The organism is Streptomyces sp. NPDC059371 (assembly GCF_042751995.1).
Lineage (GTDB): Bacteria > Actinomycetota > Actinomycetes > Streptomycetales > Streptomycetaceae > Streptomyces.
The window spans coordinates 104,120-123,868 of the sequence record NZ_JBHYXD010000009.1; the positions used below are offsets into that span (position 1 = coordinate 104,120).

The 19,749-nt window shown below is 72.5% G+C and carries 21 protein-coding genes and 1 riboswitch; of the genes, 10 read left to right on the top strand and 11 right to left on the bottom strand.

Features of this window, described 5'->3' with window-relative positions:
- Positions 1 to 119 precede the first annotated feature (119 nt).
- The 5 genes from ACFXGX_RS08180 to ACFXGX_RS08200 all read left to right on the top strand — a co-directional run bounded on the left by ACFXGX_RS08180 (position 120) and on the right by ACFXGX_RS08200 (position 5,095).
- Positions 120 to 1,118, top strand: a complete 999-nt coding sequence (locus ACFXGX_RS08180) for a DEDDh family exonuclease (RefSeq protein ID WP_384786439.1) — start codon at positions 120 to 122, stop codon at positions 1,116 to 1,118.
- Positions 1,119 to 1,196: 78 nt separating this feature from the next.
- Positions 1,197 to 1,430: a hypothetical protein gene (locus ACFXGX_RS08185; RefSeq protein ID WP_078943477.1), complete on the top strand. Its 234-nt coding sequence runs from the start codon at positions 1,197 to 1,199 to the stop codon at positions 1,428 to 1,430.
- Positions 1,431 to 1,528: 98 nt separating this feature from the next.
- Positions 1,529 to 2,320, top strand: coding sequence for an SURF1 family protein (locus tag ACFXGX_RS08190; RefSeq protein WP_384786442.1), 792 nt, complete (start codon positions 1,529 to 1,531; stop codon positions 2,318 to 2,320).
- A gap of 151 nt (positions 2,321 to 2,471) precedes the next feature.
- Complete coding sequence (locus ACFXGX_RS08195; protein ID WP_384786446.1) at positions 2,472 to 4,325, top strand: glycoside hydrolase family 15 protein; 1,854 nt, start codon at positions 2,472 to 2,474, stop codon at positions 4,323 to 4,325.
- A 14-nt stretch (positions 4,326 to 4,339) separates the two neighbouring features.
- Entirely contained in the window at positions 4,340 to 5,095 is a 756-nt protein-coding gene (locus ACFXGX_RS08200; protein ID WP_384786449.1) for an SDR family oxidoreductase, read from the top strand.
- A gap of 247 nt (positions 5,096 to 5,342) precedes the next feature.
- Here the strand turns inward: ACFXGX_RS08200 and amaP are convergent, their stop codons facing one another.
- From amaP to ACFXGX_RS08225, 5 genes are all read right to left on the bottom strand, one after another.
- Positions 5,343 to 5,921, bottom strand: coding sequence for an alkaline shock response membrane anchor protein AmaP (gene amaP / locus ACFXGX_RS08205; RefSeq protein WP_384786452.1), 579 nt, complete (start codon positions 5,919 to 5,921; stop codon positions 5,343 to 5,345).
- Between the two features lie 5 nt (positions 5,922 to 5,926).
- On the bottom strand, positions 5,927 to 6,622 hold the full coding sequence (locus ACFXGX_RS08210) for a DUF6286 domain-containing protein (protein WP_384786454.1): 696 nt from the start codon (positions 6,620 to 6,622) through the stop codon (positions 5,927 to 5,929).
- Positions 6,619 to 7,041 carry an Asp23/Gls24 family envelope stress response protein gene (locus ACFXGX_RS08215; RefSeq protein WP_384786457.1) on the bottom strand — a complete coding sequence of 141 codons (423 nt, stop codon included), beginning with the start codon at positions 7,039 to 7,041 and terminating at the stop codon, positions 6,619 to 6,621. Before ACFXGX_RS08215 ends, ACFXGX_RS08210 begins: the two co-directional genes overlap by 4 nt.
- A 3-nt stretch (positions 7,042 to 7,044) precedes the next feature.
- On the bottom strand, positions 7,045 to 7,230 hold the full coding sequence (locus ACFXGX_RS08220; RefSeq protein ID WP_266757222.1) for a hypothetical protein: 186 nt from the start codon (positions 7,228 to 7,230) through the stop codon (positions 7,045 to 7,047).
- 83 nt (positions 7,231 to 7,313) lie between these two features.
- Positions 7,314 to 7,799: an Asp23/Gls24 family envelope stress response protein gene (locus ACFXGX_RS08225; protein WP_355772156.1), complete on the bottom strand. Its 486-nt coding sequence runs from the start codon at positions 7,797 to 7,799 to the stop codon at positions 7,314 to 7,316.
- 87 nt (positions 7,800 to 7,886) lie between these two features.
- Here ACFXGX_RS08225 and ACFXGX_RS08230 point away from each other — a divergent pair, with 87 nt between their 5' ends.
- A complete protein-coding gene (locus tag ACFXGX_RS08230; RefSeq protein ID WP_384786461.1) occupies positions 7,887 to 8,648 on the top strand; it encodes a nucleopolyhedrovirus P10 family protein in 762 nt (253 codons plus the stop codon).
- A gap of 311 nt (positions 8,649 to 8,959) precedes the next feature.
- On the opposite strand, the gene ACFXGX_RS08235 is transcribed toward ACFXGX_RS08230, so the two are convergent.
- The 3 genes from ACFXGX_RS08235 to abc-f all read right to left on the bottom strand — a co-directional run bounded on the left by ACFXGX_RS08235 (position 8,960) and on the right by abc-f (position 12,102).
- Entirely contained in the window at positions 8,960 to 9,763 is an 804-nt protein-coding gene (locus ACFXGX_RS08235; protein WP_384786464.1) for an enoyl-CoA hydratase/isomerase family protein, read from the bottom strand.
- A 145-nt stretch (positions 9,764 to 9,908) separates the two neighbouring features.
- Positions 9,909 to 10,130: a helix-turn-helix domain-containing protein gene (locus ACFXGX_RS08240; RefSeq protein ID WP_006123601.1), complete on the bottom strand. Its 222-nt coding sequence runs from the start codon at positions 10,128 to 10,130 to the stop codon at positions 9,909 to 9,911.
- A 373-nt stretch (positions 10,131 to 10,503) separates the two neighbouring features.
- Positions 10,504 to 12,102, bottom strand: coding sequence for a ribosomal protection-like ABC-F family protein (gene abc-f / locus ACFXGX_RS08245; RefSeq protein ID WP_384786467.1), 1,599 nt, complete (start codon positions 12,100 to 12,102; stop codon positions 10,504 to 10,506).
- Between the two features lie 279 nt (positions 12,103 to 12,381).
- Here abc-f and ACFXGX_RS08250 point away from each other — a divergent pair, with 279 nt between their 5' ends.
- Together ACFXGX_RS08250 and ACFXGX_RS08255 are read left to right on the top strand one after the other, a co-directional pair.
- A complete protein-coding gene (locus tag ACFXGX_RS08250) occupies positions 12,382 to 13,269 on the top strand; it encodes a neutral zinc metallopeptidase (protein WP_384786470.1) in 888 nt (295 codons plus the stop codon).
- 106 nt (positions 13,270 to 13,375) lie between these two features.
- Entirely contained in the window at positions 13,376 to 13,786 is a 411-nt protein-coding gene (locus tag ACFXGX_RS08255) for a VOC family protein (protein ID WP_384786473.1), read from the top strand.
- 43 nt (positions 13,787 to 13,829) lie between these two features.
- Here ACFXGX_RS08255 and ACFXGX_RS08260 read toward each other — a convergent pair whose 3' ends face one another.
- The 3 genes from ACFXGX_RS08260 to ACFXGX_RS08270 all read right to left on the bottom strand — a co-directional run bounded on the left by ACFXGX_RS08260 (position 13,830) and on the right by ACFXGX_RS08270 (position 17,479).
- Positions 13,830 to 15,239, bottom strand: a complete 1,410-nt coding sequence (locus ACFXGX_RS08260; protein ID WP_384786476.1) for a hypothetical protein — start codon at positions 15,237 to 15,239, stop codon at positions 13,830 to 13,832.
- Between the two features lie 168 nt (positions 15,240 to 15,407).
- Positions 15,408 to 16,535: an alpha/beta hydrolase family protein gene (locus tag ACFXGX_RS08265; protein WP_384786479.1), complete on the bottom strand. Its 1,128-nt coding sequence runs from the start codon at positions 16,533 to 16,535 to the stop codon at positions 15,408 to 15,410.
- Positions 16,536 to 16,675: 140 nt separating this feature from the next.
- Positions 16,676 to 17,479 (bottom strand): class II aldolase/adducin family protein, encoded by an 804-nt coding sequence (locus ACFXGX_RS08270; RefSeq protein ID WP_384786482.1) that lies wholly within the window; start codon positions 17,477 to 17,479, stop codon positions 16,676 to 16,678.
- Positions 17,480 to 17,982: 503 nt separating this feature from the next.
- Between ACFXGX_RS08270 and ACFXGX_RS08275 the strand changes: the two genes are divergently transcribed.
- Complete coding sequence (locus ACFXGX_RS08275; RefSeq protein ID WP_384786485.1) at positions 17,983 to 19,224, top strand: anion permease; 1,242 nt, start codon at positions 17,983 to 17,985, stop codon at positions 19,222 to 19,224.
- Between the two features lie 20 nt (positions 19,225 to 19,244).
- Positions 19,245 to 19,463, top strand: coding sequence for a hypothetical protein (locus ACFXGX_RS08280; protein ID WP_326788553.1), 219 nt, complete (start codon positions 19,245 to 19,247; stop codon positions 19,461 to 19,463).
- A gap of 133 nt (positions 19,464 to 19,596) precedes the next feature.
- A riboswitch (cobalamin riboswitch) is annotated at positions 19,597 to 19,740 on the top strand.
- Positions 19,741 to 19,749 lie beyond the last annotated feature (9 nt).

The following is a 19,749-nucleotide window of genomic DNA, read 5'->3' on the forward strand; positions in this document are numbered from 1 at the left end:
TGACCGGCGGACCCGGTTGCGGTGCCCACGCGCGTGTGGCCCGGCGGGGGGCCGCCGGGGGTGTCCGATCCGGAAGGCGGGGGCCGGTATGTCAGTCGGGGCCCGTATCCTCATTGACCATGCTCGAAGACCTCACGACCGCAGCGTCCCCTGCCTCCTGGCCGGCCGCGTATCCGCAGGGATACGCGGTCGTCGACGTGGAGACCACAGGACTGGCCCGCGACGACCGGATAATCTCCGCCGCCGTCTACCGGCTGGACGCGCGCGGCGAGGTCGAGGACCACTGGTACACGACGGTCAATCCGCAGCGGGACCCGGGACCGGTGTGGATCCACGGTCTGACGAGCGAGATGCTCGAAGGGGCGCCGCTCTTCCGGGAGGTGGCCGAGGAGTTCGCCGCCCGGCTCGCGGGGCGGGTGCTGGTCGCGCACAACGCGGTCTTCGACTGGTCGATGATCGCGCGGGAGTACGCCCGCGCGGACCGTGAGGCGCCGGTGCGTCAGCGCCTGTGCACCATCGCCCTCTCCAAGGAGCTGGGCCTGCCGCTGCCCAACCACAAGCTGGAGTCGCTGGCGGCGCACTTCGGTGTCGTACAGCAGCGGGCGCACCACGCGCTCGACGACGCGCGCGTGCTGGCCGAGGCGTTCCGGCCGAGCCTGCAAGCCGCCGCGGAGGGCGGGGTACGGCTGCCGCTCCTCGAGTGCCTGCCGCTCAAGGAGTGGTCCGACAGCGCCGCGGCTCCGCGGATCGGACGGCAGTCCGGGGGCTACGGCTCCGGCGGCTACCCGTCGGGGAGTTGGCGTCCCTCCCGCAAGCGCCCCGCGTGCCCCCATCCGAACCCCGGGCGGTACACGGCGGACAAACCGCTCAAGCAGGGCATGCGGATCGCGTTCTCCGGGGACACGTCCGTCGACCGCGAGCTGCTGGAGGACCGTGCCGTCGAGGCCGGGCTGCATGTCGCGACGAGCCTGTCGCGGCTCACCAGTCTGCTGGTGACCAACGACCCGGACTCCGGCACCTCAAAGGTGGTCAAAGCGCGTCAGTTCGGAACACCCGTGGTCGATGAGGCCGCGTTCGGGCAGCTCCTGCGGGACGTCGAACCCGCGTCGGAAGGGTGACGGGCGTACGGGTGATTGACGGGCGACTCGCCCCGCGCCCGCTCGATCGCACCGCCCCGGCACCCCACCCTGTGGCGCATGGCGAGATGCGAAGTATGCGGCAATGACTACGGAATGACCTTCGAGGTGCACGCGCAGGGCGCCGTGCACGTCTTCGACTGCTTCTCCTGCGCGATCCACCGGATGGCCCCGATCTGCGAGCACTGTCGCGTCCAGGTCATCGGCCAGGGTGTCGAGGTCGAGGGCCACTGGTACTGCGGCGCGCACTGCGCCCGCGCGGAGGGGAAGGCGGGGATCGTCGACAAGGTCTGAGCCCCGGCCCCGGCCCCGTCGCCCCGGACAGGGCATCGGGCGGCCCTCGGCGGGACCCTCCCGTCGGGGGCCGAATCATGCCGAGTACCGTCAATGGGGTGTACCGCTTCCTGTTGACCCGCCAGTGGGTGATCCTCACCCTCGTGGCCCTCGCGCTCATCCCGACGATGATCAAGCTGGGCTTCTGGCAGCTCCACCGGCACGAGCACAAGGTCGCTCTGAACACGGTGATCTCCGACTCGCTCGCCGCGAAGCCGGTTCCCGTGGAGACGGTCACCACGCCGGGCCGGCAGATCCGGGACGACGACCTGTACCGCCGGGTGACCGCGAAGGGCCGCTTCGACACCGCGCACGAAGAGGTCGTCCGCCGCCGCACCAACGCCGACGGCGAGGTCGGCTACCACGTCCTGACCCCGTTCGTCCTGACCGACGGCCGCGTCCTCATGGTCAACCGGGGCTGGGTACCGGCGGACGGCGCGCAGACCGCCTTCCCGAAGATCCCGGCCCCCGCCCCGGGCGAGATCACCGTCACCGGCCGGCTGATGGCCGACCAGACCACCGCCGAGAGCGGCATCAAGAACGTCCGGGGCCTGCCCGACCGCCAGGTCATGCTGATCGGCAGCGGGCAGGAGGCACAGCGGCTCGGCAAGGACGTCCTCGGCGGCTACGTCGAGCAGACCGCGCCCGCGCCCGAAGACGGCTCCCCCGAGCTGATCCCGGACCCCGAGCACAGCGACATCGGCCCGCACATGGCGTACGCGATCCAGTGGTGGCTCTTCTCCGCGGGCGTCCCCTTCGGCTGGGTGGTCCTGGTCCGCCGCGAGCGCCGCGACCGGGCGGAGTCCGCCGCCGCGCAGAGCGCCCCGGAGGCGGAACCCGCGGGCGTGTAGACCGGCGGGCTACAAACCGGCGGACGTACAGACCGGCCGGCGTACAGACCGGCACCCGGAGCCCCGCGGCTGCCCGCCGCACCGCGCCACGGGTGTCCACGCCACTCTGGCGGCCCGATTGACCGTCACTCCGGTCGGGAACCCGTCCACCGTGCACCGACGCATCGAGGACTACGCGCTCATCGGGGACGAACAGACCGCCGCTCTGGTGGGCCGCGACGGCTCCGTCGACTGGCTGTGCCTGCCCCGCTTCGACTCCGCGGCCTGCTTCGCGGCCCTGCTCGGCGACGAGGACAACGGTCACTGGCGGATCGCGCCCGAGGACGCCGGCGCGTGCACCCGGCGCGCCTACCGCCCCGACACCCTGGTGCTCGACACCGAGTGGGACACCGACGAGGGCTCGGTCCGGGTGACCGACCTGATGCCGCAGCGCGAGCACGCCCCCGATCTCGTACGCATCGTCGAAGGCCTCGGCGGCCGTGTCCGGATGCGCAGTCTGCTGCGGCTGCGGTTCGACTACGGCTCGGTCGTGCCGTGGATGCGCCGCTCGGACGGCCACCGGGTCGCGGTCGCGGGCCCGGACTCGGTGTGGCTGCGCAGCGAGCCGCCCGTGCACACCTACGGCAAGGACTTCCGTACGCACTCGGAGTTCACCGTGGAAGCGGGCGACAAGGTCGCCTTCGTCCTGACCTGGCATCCCTCGCACCGGCCCCGGCCGCCCTTGTGCGATCCCTTCCAGGCCCTGGAGACCAGCGTCCAGGACTGGAGGGCCTGGGCGGCGCGCTGCCGCTACGACGGGCCGCACCGGGACGCCGTCGTCCGCTCCCTGATCACCCTCAAGGCCCTCACCTACGCGCCGACCGGCGGCATCGTGGCCGCCCCCACCACCTCGCTGCCGGAGGAACTCGGCGGCGTCCGCAACTGGGACTACCGCTACTGCTGGCTGCGCGACTCCACCCTCACCCTCGGCGCGCTCCTGTCGGCCGGCTACCACGAGGAGGCCGAGGCCTGGCGCGACTGGCTGCTGCGCGCGGTCGCCGGCGACCCGGCGGCCCTGCAGATCATGTACGGCCTCTCGGGCGAACGCCGGCTGTCGGAGTACGAGATCCCCTGGCTGTCCGGCTACGCGGGCTCCTCGCCCGTCCGCGTCGGCAACAGCGCGGTCGAGCAACTGCAGCTCGACGTGTACGGAGAGGTCATCGACTCGCTGTCGCTCGCCCGGCGCTCGGGCCTGCCGTCCCGGCCCCACATGTGGCGGGTGGAGTGCGCCATGATGGAGTTCCTCCGGGTGGCGTGGCGGCAGCCCGACGAGGGGATCTGGGAGGTGCGCGGCCCGCGCCGGCACTTCGTGTACTCGAAGGTGATGGCCTGGGTGGCCGCAGACCGCGCCGTACGCACCTTGGAGGACGACCCGACCCTCGACGGCGACATCGAGGGCTGGCGGGCGATGCGCGACGAGGTGCACTGGGAGGTGTGCGAGCGCGGCTTCGACCCCGTCAGGAACACCTTCACGCAGTCCTACGGCTCACCCGAACTGGACGCCTCCCTGCTGCTCATCCCCCGCGTGGGTTTCCTGCCGCCCGACGATCCGCGGGTGGTCGGGACGGTCGACGCGGTCCGCGCGGAACTCGCCCGCGACGGCTTCCTGGTGCGCCGCTACAGCACCACGACGACGGCCGGCGTCGACGGGCTCCCGGGCGACGAGGGCACCTTCGTCGTCTGCTCGTTCTGGCTCGCGGACGCCCTGCATCTGACGGGCCGTACGCGGGAGGCGCGCGAGCTGTTCGAGCGGCTGGTCGGCCTCGCCAACGACCTGGGACTGCTGTCCGAGGAGTACGACCCGGTCGCGGGCCGTCAGCTCGGCAACTTCCCCCAGGCCTTCAGCCACATCGGCCTGGTGGTGTCCGCCCTCAGCCTGTTCGGCGTCGATGAGACGGTCGACGAATCAGTCGACGGGACGGCCGAGGAGACGGGGGAAGCACCAGGGGCCGTATCACCGGGATAGGGGAGGATGGGGCCATGGATCTTGGACTGAAGGATCGTGTGTACGTCGTCACGGGAGCCACCCGGGGCCTGGGCAACGCCGCCGCGCGCGAACTCGTCGCCGACGGCGCCAGGGTGGTCGTCACCGGGCGCGACGAGGAGAGCGCGGCCGGCGCCGCCGCCGCGCTCGGCCCGAACGCGATGGGCGTCGCGGCCGACAACGGCGCCGCCGAGACCCCGGCCCGGCTCATCGCCGGCGCCCGTGAGCACTTCGGCGGCTTCGACGGCATCCTGATCAGCGTCGGGGGACCGCCGCCCGGGTTCGCCGCGGACAACACCGACGAACAGTGGATGGTGGCGTTCGAGTCGGTCTTCCTCGGTGCTGTACGGCTGGCCCGCGCGGCCGCCGAGGAGCTCGGCGAGGGCGGTGTCATCGGCTTCGTGCTCTCCGGCTCGGTGCACGAGCCCATCCCCGGGCTCACCATCTCCAACGGTCTGCGTCCGGGCCTCGCCGGGTTCGCCAAGTCCCTCGCGAACGAGCTGGGCCCGCGCGGCATCCGCGTCGTCGGACTGCTGCCGTCCCGCATCGACACGGACCGCGTCCGCCAGCTCGACGGTCTGTCCGCCGACCCCGAGGCCACCCGCGCGGCCAACGAGTCCCGCATCCCGCTGCGCCGCTACGGCGCCCCGGAGGAGTTCGGCCGCGCGGCCGCGTTCCTGCTCTCCCCCGCCGCGTCCTACCTGACGGGCATCATGCTCCCGGTGGACGGCGGGATGCGGAGCGGGTTCTAGAACCCCGCGGTACGACGGAACGGGCGCCGCGCTCCGGGCCCCCCGGCGGGACCCGGGAGAACGCCGGGCGGGGTTCCAGACCCCGGCGGGGCACGGCGGGACGCCGGGCGGGTCTCCAGACCCCCGGCGAGGCACACCAGAACGCCGGACGGGTCTCCGGACACCCGGCGAGGCGCTGCGGGACACCGGGCCGGGGACCGCGGAACGCCGGGTGGGCTCCAGACCCCTGGTGGTGGCCCCCGGCCTGTCACGTCACGCGCTCGGCACGGTGCTTGACGCCGCGCAGCCGCACCTCCGCCGGGAGCGCGGCGAGGCCGGCCGAGTCCCGTGCGTGCGCGAGCGCCTCCACGGTCAGCAGCCGCAGCGCCTGCCCGGGGTCCACATGCGGTTCCAGCAGAAGCCGCACCCGCGCCTCGGGCAGAGTGCGCCGCCCGGTCAGGTGCACGTCGGCGCGGTCGACACCGCCCAGCCGGGCCGATTCGGCGGCCAGCACGCCCTCCAGGGCACGTCCGCGCAGCAGCGCGCCCGCCCCGTCACCGGTGTCGACGAGCACTTCGGCGAGCCGTCGGCGCCGTACGACGGCGACCAGCCACCACAGGGCGAGCAGCAGGAGCACCGCGAGCGCGGCGATGACGACGGGCCACCACCAGCCCTGGTCACGCCACTTGGTCCGTTCGGGCGTACTGAGCAGCACGTCGTGCCGCCCGTCGTGGATCCACCACGACGGGGGCCGTACGCCGAGTCCCACGGCGAGCACGGAGCCGCCGAGGACGAGCAGCACGAGCCCGATGAAGCCGATCAGTACGCGGTTGACGATCCGCAGCACGGACCTCACCCCTTCCGTCCGGGGCGCGCGACACGCACCGCCAGGGCGGGCGAACGGGACAGTCCCAGACCCTTGATGCCGTCGGCGAGGGTGGAGTCGAGGTCGGCGCGCACGTCGTCGAGCTCCCGGAAGTGCGACAACGCGCGGACGTCGACCTTCCGGCGCTTCACGCGCACGCGGACCGACTGCACACCGGCGACCTCCATGGCCCGGTCGCGGAGCGCCATCGCGGCGGCGCCCCGGTGCAGTCCGGCGCGGACGTCGGCGTGGGTGCGCCGCATCGGCAGCACGTCCCGCAGTCCCGGCGTGGCCGCGAGGACGATCAGCCAGAGTCCCAACGCGGCGGCGATTCCCGCGCCGACGAGGACCGCGGTGTCGTCGAGCGGCCGTTCGGCGAGCTGTTCCGCCAGCCAGGTCCGCCAGCGCAGCGCGGTCCGTCCGGCGCGCACGGCCACGACGTCGTACAGGAAAGCGCCCGCGGCGACGAGGATCAGGAGCGCGAGGATGCCGGCGGGGACGCGGCGCGCGGACCAGAACCGGCCCTGGCGGCCGTCCTCGTCGTTGGCGGTCCCCAGCGGTTCGTAGGCGGCGGAGGAGGCGGACTGCCCGAGGGCCCCCGCGCCGTCCCCCGCCTCCGGCTGCTCCGTCTTCTCCAGTACGGGCGTCCTGCGGGTGTCCTCGGAGCCCTGGGGCTCGCTCATTGCGTCCTCCCCTGTGCCGCGCCGGGCCCGGGTGTCAGATGCAGCCGCTCCACCTGGACGGCCACCTCGGGCACTTCCATCCCCGCCAACGCCTCTACCCGCTCGGCGACATGACGACGCACCTCGCCGCACTGGGCCCCGATGTCGGCGGGGTAGCCGAGTTCGAGGCTCACCCGGACCCGGGCGCTGTGCGTCGGGGTGCCGTCCGTGCCGCCGGAGCCCGACGCCTGGCGCCGTACGACGACCGACGCGTGCGGGGGGACGGCGTCGGCGGGCAGCGGAGGCAGCGCCTCGCGCGCCGCCCGCGACGCGATCTTCGCGACGACACGGTCGGCGATCCGGGTGGCGCCCCGTTCGGGCGGCGGGACCCTCGCGATGCCCGGTGTGGTCTCACCGAGCCGGTCGACATGACCTGGCACGCGTCACCGCCGCCGGTCGTCACGGGCGCGGAAGAAGTCGCCGATGTCCAGGTCCCCCTCCAGGAGCCGTCCGACGACGAACCCGACGGCCCCCAGGGCGGCCACCAGGAGGAAGGCGCCGAAGCCGCCGAAATACCCGGCGAAGCCCAGCGCCATTCCGGCGATCATGCCGATCACGGCCAAGCTCATGATGCGCTCCTCAGCAGTCGGTGGCCGCGTGATCACTCAGGGTGCGGTGGCCGGTTGTCCGGAGGCTCCGGGCGGCCCGGGGGTCACTGGAGCCGTGACTCCGGCTCCTCTTCCTCTTCCTCCGGAAGCTTCACGTCACTCACCGCGATGTTGACTTCCACCACTTCGAGCCCGGTCATGCGCTCGACGGCGGCGATCACGTTCTCGCGCACGGCGTGCGCCACGTCGGAGATCGACACTCCGTAGTCGACGACGATCTCCAGGTCGAGCGCCGTCTGCAGCTCTCCGACCTCGGCCTTCACACCCCGCGTCACGGATTTGGTGGAACCGCCCGGAACCCGGTCCCGTACCGCTCCGAAGGTACGGCTCAGCCCGCTGCCCATCGTGTGGACACCGACCACGTCCCGGGCGGCGAGCCCGGCGATCTTCTCCACGACACCGTCGGCGATCGTGGTCCGTCCCCGTGTGGCGGGATCTCCGCCGCCTCGCCGGGTGGGCTTGCGGGTCTGCTGGGACTCCTTCTCCGTGTCGGGGCTGTCCGTCCGGTTCCGCTCGCTCATGTCGGTCATCGCCGTACGTCCCTTTCGGTCGTCCTCCTCTGCTCACAGTAGGTCGGGTCGCGCGGTCGCGCGCCGTGGATGGGGCACGCTGGAGCAATGACGGCGGACCGGTGGACGCAGGCGGTACGGCAGCAGCTCGGGCTCGGCAGACTCCTGCCGCTGGGGCTCGCGCTCGACGGCGCGTGGATCACGGAGGAGGCGGCCTGGTCGGTGCTGCGGCGCGAGACGGCGGCCGTCGAGGGGGTACGGCTCGGGGCGCTGCGGATCGCGCTCGCCGACCCGGACCCGGCCGGCACTCCGGCCGTGCCGCCTCCGCCGAGCGCTCTGCCACCGGGTCCGCTGCGCGTCACCGCGGAGTTCCGGGTCTCGGTGGATCCCACGGCTCCGGGCGTGGAGCCCCTTCCGGCCGTCGCGGCCCGGCTGCGCCTGGCCGTCGTGTCCGCCGCGACACGGCTCCTCGGCCTCGACGTCACGGAGGTCGACCTGCGGGTGACGGACCTGCTGGAGGACGAGGCCGAGGACGAGGCGCCCACGGCACACCCGGCGGGCGACGTGAGGACGGCGCCCGTGCCGAAGGATCCCGGGGAGGCCCGGATCGCGTCGGTGGTTCTGGCCGTCCCAGGAGTCACCCGTCTGACGGACTCCCTGGGCCGGCCGGTCCACGTCGAGAGCGCGCCGACCGATGCGGAACCGGCCCTGCCGCGCCGCCACATCCGCGTCGAGCTGGAGGTGTCCGGGGACGAGCGCGCGGTGGATGTCGCACGGGCGGTCAGGGCCGCGGTCACCGAGGCCGCACAGGACACCCCGTCCGTGGCGGTACTGGTGACCGCCGTGAGCGAGGGCACCCGTCATCGGTGACCGTCGCGCGGGAAGGCACCCGTCATCGGGAGGCGTGACCCCGTAAGGCGGGGACGGCGTCAGCTCCGTACGGGGGTGAAGCGTGACCCCGTAAGGCAGGCCGCTCCGTACGGGGGTGAAGCGTGACCCCGTAAGGCAGGCCGCTCCGTACGGGGGTGAAGCGTGACCCCGTAAGGCGGCGGGCCGTGTCACCTCCGTAAGGGCGTGAGGCGTGCCCCGCGTACGGCGTGACCCTCGTACGGTGTAGAGCCCGGCCCGCACGGCGGGGCGTCCCCGCCGCACAGGGCCCTCGGGCCTTCGGGCCGGAGTGGCTAGTCGCCCACGCCCGCGAGGTCGCGGAGCCTGCGGGCCTGGGAGGCGCGTTCGGCGGTGCGCTGCTCCTCGTACGACCGCTCCTGGGCCCCGCGCAGCAGCGCCTTCGTCTCGATCACGGCGTCCCGGGGCGCGGCCAGCAGCGCCGCGGCGAGGTCGGCGACCGCGGCGTCGAGCTGCTCGCCGGGCACGGCGAGGTTGGCGAGCCCGGTGCGCTCGGCCTCCTCGGCCAGGACGAAGCGGCCCGTGGCGCAGATCTCGAGCGCGCGGGCGTACCCGACGAGGCCGACCAGCGGGTGCGTCCCCGTGAGGTCGGGCACCAGGCCGAGGCTGGTCTCGCGCATGGCGAACCGCACGTCGTCGGCGACGACGCGCAGGTCACAGGCGAGGGCGAGCTGGAACCCCGCACCGATGGCATGTCCCTGGACGGCGGCGATGGACACGAGGTCACTGCGCCGCCACCAGGTGAACGCCTCCTGGTACTCGGCGATGGTCGCGTCGAGCTCGGCGTCGGAGCCGCGCGCGAGGTCGATGAACGACGGTTCCCCGTCGAACCCCTCGGGTGTGAACGCCTGCCGGTCGAGCCCCGCGGAGAAGGACTGGCCCTCGGCACGCAGGACGACCACCCGGACGGAGCCCGGCAGTGACCGACCGGCCTGCGTCAAGGCCCGCCAGAGAGCGGGACTCTGGGCATTGCGCTTGGCCGGATTGGTCAGCGTCACCGTGGCGATCGCGTCGTCGACGGTGAGCCGTACGCCGTCCTTGTCGAGTACCGGGTCGAGGTCCTTGTCGAGCGAAGCCATGGGCTGCCTCCGATGGGTGCGGTCGGATCAGACGCGTACCTCGCGAAGACACGAGGAACGCACCTAAGTGACTGCACAGTAACCACCCGGTCGGTCACCCGACCGACCGGGTGGTCACCACCGAAGCCGATGGGGACGCCCGGCCTCAGGCCGAGGCGGCCTTCTTGCCCCGCGTCGCGCCGCCACGCCCTCGGAGCGTGACACCCGACTCGCTGAGCATCCGGTGGACGAAGCCATACGAGCGGCCGGTCTCTTCGGCCAGCGCTCGGATGCTCGCACCGGAGTCGTACTTCTTCTTCAGGTCTGCCGCGAGCTTGTCGCGCGCGGCGCCGGTAACCCGGCTGCCCTTCTTCAGAGTCTCGGCCACCCGGTCCTCCTCATGGGAAGTGCGCTCTGGACTCTCATGATCACCCCTTTCGGGCGTCATGGCCACCCATTCGGCAAGGTCCGTAAGACAAGGTTTTGACGACAGGAGTCCGTCCCCACGAACGGAATCAGGGATTCCGTCCGATGTCGCCGGTACCGCCGAACGGGTTCGTCCGCGAAGTGCCTGGTCAGCGACGCAAGACGGCCGAGCCCTTGGGAACAAAGGACTCGGCCGTGAAATCGATGTACGACACACCTCGGTACGAGGAGATCTCACACAGATGATGGATCACGGATCGGCCGAATGATCCATACGCAGTGGATCAGTCAATCGATCAAGCGGCGCGCACCCCCTCCTGGAGGCCGCGCGGGACTCAGGCGAGGGCCACCAGGTCGGCGTAGTCGGAGCCCCACAGGTCCTCGACACCGTCCGGCAGCAGGATGATCCGCTCCGGCTGGAGCGCCTCGACGGCGCCCTCGTCGTGGGTGACGAGGACGACGGCGCCCTTGTAGGTGCGCAGCGCGCCGAGGATCTCCTCGCGGCTGGCCGGGTCGAGGTTGTTCGTCGGCTCGTCGAGGAGCAGGACGTTCGCGGAGGAGACGACGAGGGTCGCGAGCGCGAGACGGGTCTTCTCGCCGCCGGACAGCACACCGGCCGGCTTGTCGACGTCGTCGCCGGAGAACAGGAACGAGCCGAGCGTCTTGCGGACCTCGACCAGGTCCAGGTCGGGGGCCGCGGAGCGCATGTTCTCCAGGACCGTGCGCTCGGGGTCGAGGGTCTCGTGCTCCTGCGCGTAGTAGCCGAGCTTCAGGCCGTGACCCTCTATGACCTCTCCGGTGTCGGGCTTCTCGGCGCCGCCGAGCAGCCGCAGGAGGGTCGTCTTGCCGGCACCGTTCAGACCGAGGATGACGACGCGGGAGCCCTTGTCGATGGCCAGGTCGACGTCCGTGAAGATCTCCAGGGAGCCGTACGACTTCGACAGGCCCTCGGCCATGAGCGGGGTCTTGCCGCAGGACGCGGGCTCCGGGAAGCGCAGCTTGGCGACCTTGTCGGAGACGCGGACCGCCTCCAGGCCGGCGAGCAGCTTGTCGGCGCGCTTGGCCATGTTCTGCGCGGCCACCGTCTTGGTGGCCTTGGCGCGCATCTTGTCCGCCTGCGAGTTCAACGCGGCGGCCTTCTTCTCGGCGTTCTGCCGCTCGCGCTTGCGGCGCTTCTCGTCGGCCTCGCGCTGCTGCTGGTAGAGCTTCCAGCCCATGTTGTAGACGTCGATATGGGCGCGGTTGGCGTCCAGGTAGAACACCTTGTTGACGACCGTCTCGACGAGGTCGACATCGTGGGAGATCACGATGAAGCCGCCGCGGTAGGTCTTCAGGTAGTCGCGCAGCCAGACGATCGAGTCGGCGTCGAGGTGGTTCGTCGGCTCGTCGAGCAGCAGGGTGTCGGCGTCCGAGAAGAGGATGCGGGCAAGCTCGATACGGCGGCGCTGACCGCCGGAGAGCGTGTGCAGGGGCTGGCCGAGCACCCGGTCGGGCAGGTTGAGCGCGGCGGCGATGGTGGCCGCCTCGGCCTCGGCGGAGTATCCGCCCTTGGTGAGGAACTCCGTCTCCTGGCGCTCGTACTGCCGCATGGCCTTGTCGCGGGTGGCGCCTGCGCCGTTGGCGATGCGCTGTTCGTTCTCGCGCATCTTGCGGATCAGGACGTCCAGGCCGCGGGCGGACAGGACGCGGTCACGGGCCAGGACGTCGAGGTCGCCGGTGCGCGGGTCCTGGGGCAGGTAGCCGACCTCGCCGGAGCGGGTGACGGTGCCCGCGGCGGGCTGGCCCTGGCCGGCGAGGACCTTGGTGAGCGTCGTCTTGCCCGCGCCGTTGCGGCCGACGAGGCCGATGCGGTCGCCCTTCGTGATGCGGAAGGTCGCGGACTCGATGAGGATGCGGGCGCCGGCGCGCAGCTCGATACCGGAGGCGGAGATCACGGACAGACTCCAGAGCGATGGGGTTGGCGGGGTGGGCGGCTGAGGCGTTCCCGCCGTCTAGTGCGCGAGGAGAATGGCCATGGGCCAAGTCTAACGGGGCCGTGCAACCACTTTTCCGGTGCGCACTGTGACACTCGCCCCCTTCCGGGATGCTCCGGACGCCCGGACCGGACCGGTCCGGCGGCCGGGTCCGGGGTCGCCCGTTCGGACCGCGGGCCGGGGCCGGGGGCCCGGGAGCGTACGAGGATGGCGCCACGGAGCGACGAAAGTGGTGTGCTCATGCGGTTCGACGACGACGCCGATCTGGACACCTCCGAGGTGCGGGACGTACGCGGCGCTCGCATCCCCGGCGGCAGGGCGACCCTCGGCGGCGGCCTCGCCGGTCTGATCGCCCTGGTCCTCGGGCTGCTCTTCGGGGTGGGTCCCGACCAGCTCGGGCTCACCTCGGACGGCGACCAGCCCGGAGCGTCCTCCTCCTCGCTCGCGCAGGTGCAGCGGACCTGTCTGAAGGGGCGGGACGCCAACGCCCGCGAGGACTGCCGGACCGTGGCGGTGGTCAACAGTGTCCAGGCCTACTGGGACCGGGAGTTCGCGCGCCGGGGCGGCACCTACACGCGCGCCCCGACGGTGTTCTTCGGCGGCCGGGTCGGCACCGCCTGCGGCACGGCGTCGTCGTCCGTCGGGCCCTTCTACTGTCCCGGTGACCGCAAGGTCTATCTGGATCTCGGCTTCTTCGACGATCTGCGGACGAAGTTCGGCTCCGGCGGGGGACCGTTCGCGCAGGCCTATGTCGTGGCGCACGAGTACGGACATCACGTGCAGAACCTGACGGGCACCCTGGCCGGCGCGCAGGACGGCGTGACCGGCGCGGACAGCGACTCGGTGAAGGTGGAACTCCAGGCCGACTGCTACGCGGGGGTGTGGGCGCGGCACGCGACCACCACACCGTCCTCGTCGGGCAAGCCGCTGCTGACCTCGCTGACGGACACCGACATCCGCGACGGTCTGGACGCGGCGGCGGCTGTCGGCGACGACCGGATCCAGGAGCGGTACCAGGGCCGGGTGACGCCGGAGACCTGGACGCACGGGTCGGCCAAACAGCGGCAGCAGTGGTTCTACCAGGGCTTCACCAGCGGCGACATGGCGCAGTGCAACACCTTCCGGTGAGCGTGACCGTCCCGGTGATCCGGGCCGCGGGGCGTTGTCAGTGGCGGGTGCCAGACTGGGCAGCGGATCGGAATCCGGCAGTTTGTGACGAGACGGAGTGATCGGTATGGCCGGCACGAACGAGCGCCCGAGTATCTACCCCTCGATGCTGTACGCGGACGCGAAGGCGGCGATCAGGCAGCTCACGGAGGCCTTCGGCTTCACCGAGCTGGCCGTCTACGAGGGTGAGGACGGCTCGGTGACGCACGCCGAGCTGGTGCAGGGCAACGGCGCGGTGATGCTCGGCTCCAAGGGCCGCGGCGGCCGCTTCGACGAGGCGATGAAGAGCGCGGGCCCGTGCGGGGTGTACATCGTCGTGGACGACGTCGACGCACATCACCAGCGGGCCGTGGAGCACGGCGCGGAGATCCTGATGGCGCCCACCGACCAGGACTACGGCTCGCGGGACTACATGGCCCGCGACCTCGAGGGCAACATCTGGAGCTTCGGCACCTACGCCCCGGAGATAGGCGCGTAGGACCGCTCCGGGCTTCGGTCCGAGGCGGTCCCGGCCGGGCCGGTCAGCTCCCTCCGGTGTGCACCTGGAAGGCGGCCCGGCGTACGGCCTTGGCTAGCGCCGGGTCCGGGTGGGCGGCGGCCAGCGCGACCAGCACCTGCACGGTGCGCGGGTGCCCGACCGCGCGCACCTCGTCGAGGAGCGCGGGCACGGTGGGCTGCACCGCGGACTCCAGATGGCGGACCAGGAGCGGGGACTCGCCGTGGTCGGCGACGGCGGCGGCGGTGTCGACCCACAGCCAGGTGGACTCGGCGCGGGTGAGGACCTCGTGGGCGTCCTCGGGGTCGTAGCCGTCGTGCTCGGCGAGCCACAGCAGGGCGTAGGGGCGCAGTGAGGTCTCCTCGACCACCGCGCGCACGTCCGGTTCGGCGGGGGCGCCGACCACGCGCAGCGCCTCGAAGGCGAGGCCGCGGGTGAGGGCGTCCTCGCCGCGGGCCGCGTCGATGAGTTCGGTGACGGCGCCGCCGACCGGGCGGGCGGCGAGCCAGGCGCGGTACTCGGCGCGGGCGGCGTTGGGGCGGAGCTGGGCGCAGCCGCGGAGCATGTCCTCGGCGGACTGCTCGATGTTGCCGGCGGGGCTCTGCGCGGCGACGCAGATCTGCTCCAGCTTGACCCACACCGCCCAGCTTCCGAGCGCGGTGAGGGTGGCCTGTCCCTCGCCGTAGGTCAGGGCGCCGACGGAGGCGAGTGCCTGGAGGGCCCATTCGAGGAGCGGGGCGAGGGGGGCGTCCGGGACCTCGGCGGGTTCCGGGGCGGGGTCGGTCGCGGGGTCGGGGCCGTAGGAGATCTCGCAGCGCTCGGTGCGCAGTTCCGTGACGCGCTGCCCGAGAAGGTCGAGGAGCTGGTCCACGGGGACCGGTCCGGCGGAGAGCTGGAGGAAGGAGAGCACCTGGGGCATCGCGGAGACGACCTCGGCGACGGCCGCGGGCTCGCGGTCCACCGGTTCGGGGTACGCGAGGGACCAGGCGTCGAAGAGGGCGACCCAGCCGCGCAGGACGGCGCTGTCGTCGCGGCTCCAGGCGCGAAGCCGCCATCCCGGGCGGGCGTCGCCGCCGTGCACCTCGATGAGGCCGGCCAGGCGGGCGGTGTCCCAGTCGGCGCGGACCTGGACCGGGGTCAGTCCGAGATCCGTCGCGGCCCGTTCGGCGGTGGCGTCGGAGAGGGTGCCCTTGCCGTCGGGGTTCGCGCTGTCGCGCCCCGGGCGCAGGGCGGCGTCGGCCCAGCGCGCCACGCGGGCAGCGTCGGACAGGCCGGTGCGCGCCATGCGGGCGAGTTCCGCGGGCGGCGGTGTGCCTTCCGGCGGGCGCGGTGCGGGGCGGCGGGTGCGGCGCTGGGTCACCGCTCGGGGAGCGGTCGCGAGGGACCGCGGGCTGACGAGTCGGAGCCTGGAGTCGCGCGGGTTACGGGACGTCACGGGTGCAGTCTTGCGGTTGACAGTCCGAAAACCCAAACGGAATGCCGTCGCGGGCCGCGGGGGCGCTGGGAGCGGGGGCCTCCCGGGGGGCCCGGCGCGCGGGAACGAGGGCCGCGCGGAGTTGTCGGGGACCCAACCGGAAGCCCGTCTCCGCGGCGGCCGGGGCGCTTACATCAGAGGGGTGAGGAACCGGCGCAGGGCTTCTTCGTAGGTCGCCGGGTCGGCGTTCCACATGGCGCCGTGCGGGGCGTTCGGGACGGTGTGCAGGGTGACCAGGTCGGGCCGGCTCGCGGCGAGGCGGCGGGAGGCGCCCCAGGGGGCGATGCCGTCGTCGGGGCCGTGCACCAGCAGGGTGGGCACCTTGACCTGGTCGGGGTGCGCGGCGTGGGCGATGCGGTCTCCGCGTACGCCGGTGCGGCCCTGTGCGGCGCGCACGGCGAGCGGCAGCAGGAAGGCCGGGGTGTGGCGGGCGCCGGCGAGGGCGCGCAGCGTGGTCTCCCAGTCGAGGACCGGTGAGTCCAGGACGAGCCCGGAGATGCGCTCGCGCAGCGCGGAGTGGGCGGCGGCACGCAGGGCCATCGTGGCGCCGGTGGACCAGCCGTACAGGACGACCCGCTCGGCGCCGAACCGCACGGCGTACCGGATGGCCGCGTCGAGGTCGCGCCACTCGGTCTCGCCGAGGTGGTTCAGGCCGTCGGGCGGGCGGGGGGCGCCGAGGTCGCCCCGGTAGGCGAGGTCGAGGACGGGGAAGTGCCGTCTGTTCAGGAACCCCATCAGGTTCATGGGGTGTTCCCGGGTGCTGCCCAGGCCGTGCACGGTGATGACCCAGGTGTCGCGGACCGCGGGCACGAACCAGGCGGGCAGTGCGCCGAGTTCGCCGGGCACGTCGACGTCGGCGTGTTCGAGTCCGAGGGCGGACCCGGGGTCGCCGACGTACAGGTTCGGGGTCAGCCACACCTTGTCGCCGGGCTCCAGGGAGCCGTGGGTGACGCGTTCGAGGCTGCGTACGACGGTGTCGGCGGTGTGGGGCACGGAGTTCTGGAGGGGGCCGACGACCGCGTGCGAGCCGTCGCCCGCGAGGCCGTAGGTTCCCGGGCGCCGGGACGCGAGGGCCCTGGTGAGGGTGATTCCGCCCGACGTCGTGGCGTGCACGGTGAGCCGGGGCTCGGTGGGCAGAGGCTTGCCGGGCCTCGTCTTCAGCGCGGCGTCGCTGGCGAACCGGCCCGCCGCCACGGAGGCCGCGCCCGCGGCTATGGCTACGGTGACGGCCGCTGCCGTGGCTCTTAGGGTGCGCACTCGACCAGTTTCCCGGGGGACCCGGCCATCGGCCAGCGGGAGCGCGCCAAGGGGTGACGGACGGCCCTCCGCGCCCCCTCCGCAGCGGGGCGGCGCGGAAGGGGCCTGGTGCGGTGCGCCGGGCGTGGTGCGGGCGGGCCTCAGGTCTGCTGGCCGTAGCCCCGCAGGCGCTCGCCGGCTTCCTCGAGCTGGGCCGGGGAGAGCAGGGCGGGGGTGAGGCCCGGGACCGAGGCGGACAGGAGCCAGACGCGGCACATCCATTCGAGCTGGGCCGTGCGGTCGTACGCCTGGTCCAGCGTGGTTCCGTGGGCGATGGTGCCGTGGTTCCGGAGGAGGCAGGCGGTGCGGCCGGACAGGGCCCGGAGGGTGTTCTCGGCCAGCTCCGGTGTGCCGTAGGCCGCGTAGGGGGCGACGCGGACCGGGCCGCCGAGGGCCGCCGCCATGTAGTGGACGAGCGGGAGTTCGTGGACGAGGAGCGAGACGGCCGTCGCGTGCGGTGCGTGGGTGTGGACGACGGCCCGCGCCTCGGTCGCGCGGTACACCGCGAGGTGCATGGGCAGTTCGCTGGTCGGGCGCAGCGAACCGAGCACCTGCCGGCCGTCGAGGGCGACGCCGGTGATGTCGTCGTGCGTCAGCCGGTCGTAGGGGACGCCGGTGGGGGTGACCAGGACGGTGTCGCCGACGCGGACCGAGACGTTGCCGGACGTTCCGACGACCAGCCCGTCGGCGACCGTGCGCCGGGCCGTGGAGACCAACTCGTCCCAGGCCCGCCGGAGCCCGTCCGGCCCGTCATACGCGACCGAACCGCCGGGTGCGGAGGGCTCGGCGGGCTCGGCGGGCTCGGTGGGGGCGGTGGGGGCGACCGGCCCGTCCGGTTCGGCGGGCTCCCCGGGAGTCCGTACCCGCTCGGGCCCGCCCGGTGTGTCCTGGTGCCGCTCAGTCATGACGCGATCCTGCCAGCCACCGCTTTCCCCGCACCCCGCGCGGGCGTGCTTCAGGACGGATGCGGGAGGGATCGGCCCGCCAAGACCCCACGGTTGTATGTGATTTACATCACGTCACATCCATGGAACACCGACGTCACCCCGGGTCGGACATTTACCGCGGATCACACCCCGTGGTCGGCCTGCTACGACCCGGCAGCACCCGCACACCCCCAGGGGGCGACCCTCTCGGGCCCTCGGGAGCTGTGACGACGGCTACAACCTGCGGGTGACACGGATCTCACCGCCCGAACCCGCCCCGAACCGAACGATTCATCCGAGGCACCGACCCCAAGCGGAGTACGGAATTCCGAATCCGTTCGAAGCCGTCGAGCCGCGCCTCGACACAAGCGGAATGACAATCCACCGTTCAGGACACCATGCAGCCCGACCCAGTTCATCTTCCGTTCATCCAGGTTGCCTACGGTCCACCTGCCACTGACGTCCAACAGAAGCCTGGGTAAATGGAACACATCACGCTCCTCCTCGGAATCGTGATCGTCACCGCTCTCGTGTTCGATTTCACGAACGGTTTCCACGACACCGCCAACGCGATGGCCACCACCATCTCGACCGGCGCACTCAAGCCCAAGGTCGCGGTGGCCATGTCCGCCGCCCTCAACCTTGTCGGCGCCTTCCTCTCCGTCGAGGTCGCCAACACGATCTCCAAGGGCCTCGTCGACGAGACAGGCATCCGGCCAGAGGTGATCTTCGCCGCGCTCGTCGGCGCGATCCTCTGGAACCTGGTGACGTGGCTCGTCGGGCTCCCGTCCAGCTCCTCGCACGCCCTCATGGGCGGCCTGGTCGGCGCCACCATCGCGTCCGCCGGTACCGGCGCCGTGCACGGTGACGTCCTGGTCGGCAAGGTGCTTCTGCCCGCCGTCGCCGCCCCGGTCGTCGCCGGTCTGGCCGCCATGCTCGCCACCCGGCTGTCGTACAAGCTGAGCGGTGGCGCCGACACCAAGGCCACCAAGAAGGGCTACCGCGCCGGCCAGATCGCCTCCGCGGGCCTGGTCTCGCTGGCCCACGGCACCAACGACGCGCAGAAGACGATGGGCATCATCACCCTGGCCCTGGTCGCCGGTGGCGCCGTCGCTCCCGACTCGGACCCGCCGGTCTGGGTCATCCTCTCCGCCGGTCTCGCCATCGCGCTCGGCACCTACCTGGGCGGCTGGCGCATCATCCGCACGATGGGCAAGGGCCTGACCGACCTTCAGCCGCAGCAGGGCTTCGCCGCCCAGACCAGCGCGGCGACGGTCATCCTGGCCTCCTCGCACATCGGCTTCTCCCTCTCCACCACGCACTCGGTCTCCGGTTCCGTGATGGGCGCGGGTCTCGGCCGCAAGGGCGGTGTGGTCCGCTGGTCCACCGCCACCCGCATGGTCGTCGCCTGGGTCCTCACGCTGCCCGCCGCAGCCCTGGTCGGCGCCGGTGCCGAGTGGGTGACCGGTTTCGGTGCCTGGGGCACCGCGCTCGTCGCCGCGTTCCTGGTCGGCTCCAGCTTCGCGATCTGGCGCCGCTCGCGCCGCGAGGTGATCGACCACAACAACGTGAACGACACCGAGGAGCCCGCCGGTGTGGTGACGCAGGCCATCGCCGCCGTCACCCCGCCCCCGGCCGGCACCGTGGCCGAAGGCCTCACGGCCACCATCCCGGCTCCGGCCGAGCCCACGGTGAACCCGTCGGCGCCGTCCCGAGTGGCCTGAGAACCGAAGGAAGAAACAGCATGAGCATCGACTGGTCAGCCCTCGGGTCCGTCTTCGGGGTCAGCCTCGGAGTGACCGTGGCCCTCGTCGCCCTCTTCACCCTCGGTGTCGCCGGCCTCTCCAAGAAGGAGTCCGCCCAGGGCGGTTCCGCGGTCGCGGCGGCCACCGGCGCGTACGTCTGCTTCGCGGCCTGCGCCGCGGCGGTGGCGTACGGCATCTCTCTGATCATCACCAAGTAGCCCGGCGGCGGCCCGGAACCGGGCTGCGCCGAGCGGTACCGCGCGTGGGGTGCGGGACGGATCACCGTCCCGCACCCCACGCGTATGTGGGCCTGCGCACACTGTCCCTCCGCAGGTCAACAGCCAGTTGACGGCCGTTCTCACCCCGTGGTGGACTGCCGGAGCCAAGTACGGCGGCATGAGAGGAAGCCGGTGCGAATCCGGCGCGGTCCCGCCACTGTCATCGGGGAAGAAACTCCCCGGGAGCCAGGAACTCTCACCGCCGGTCTCGTCGAACCAGGGCGTG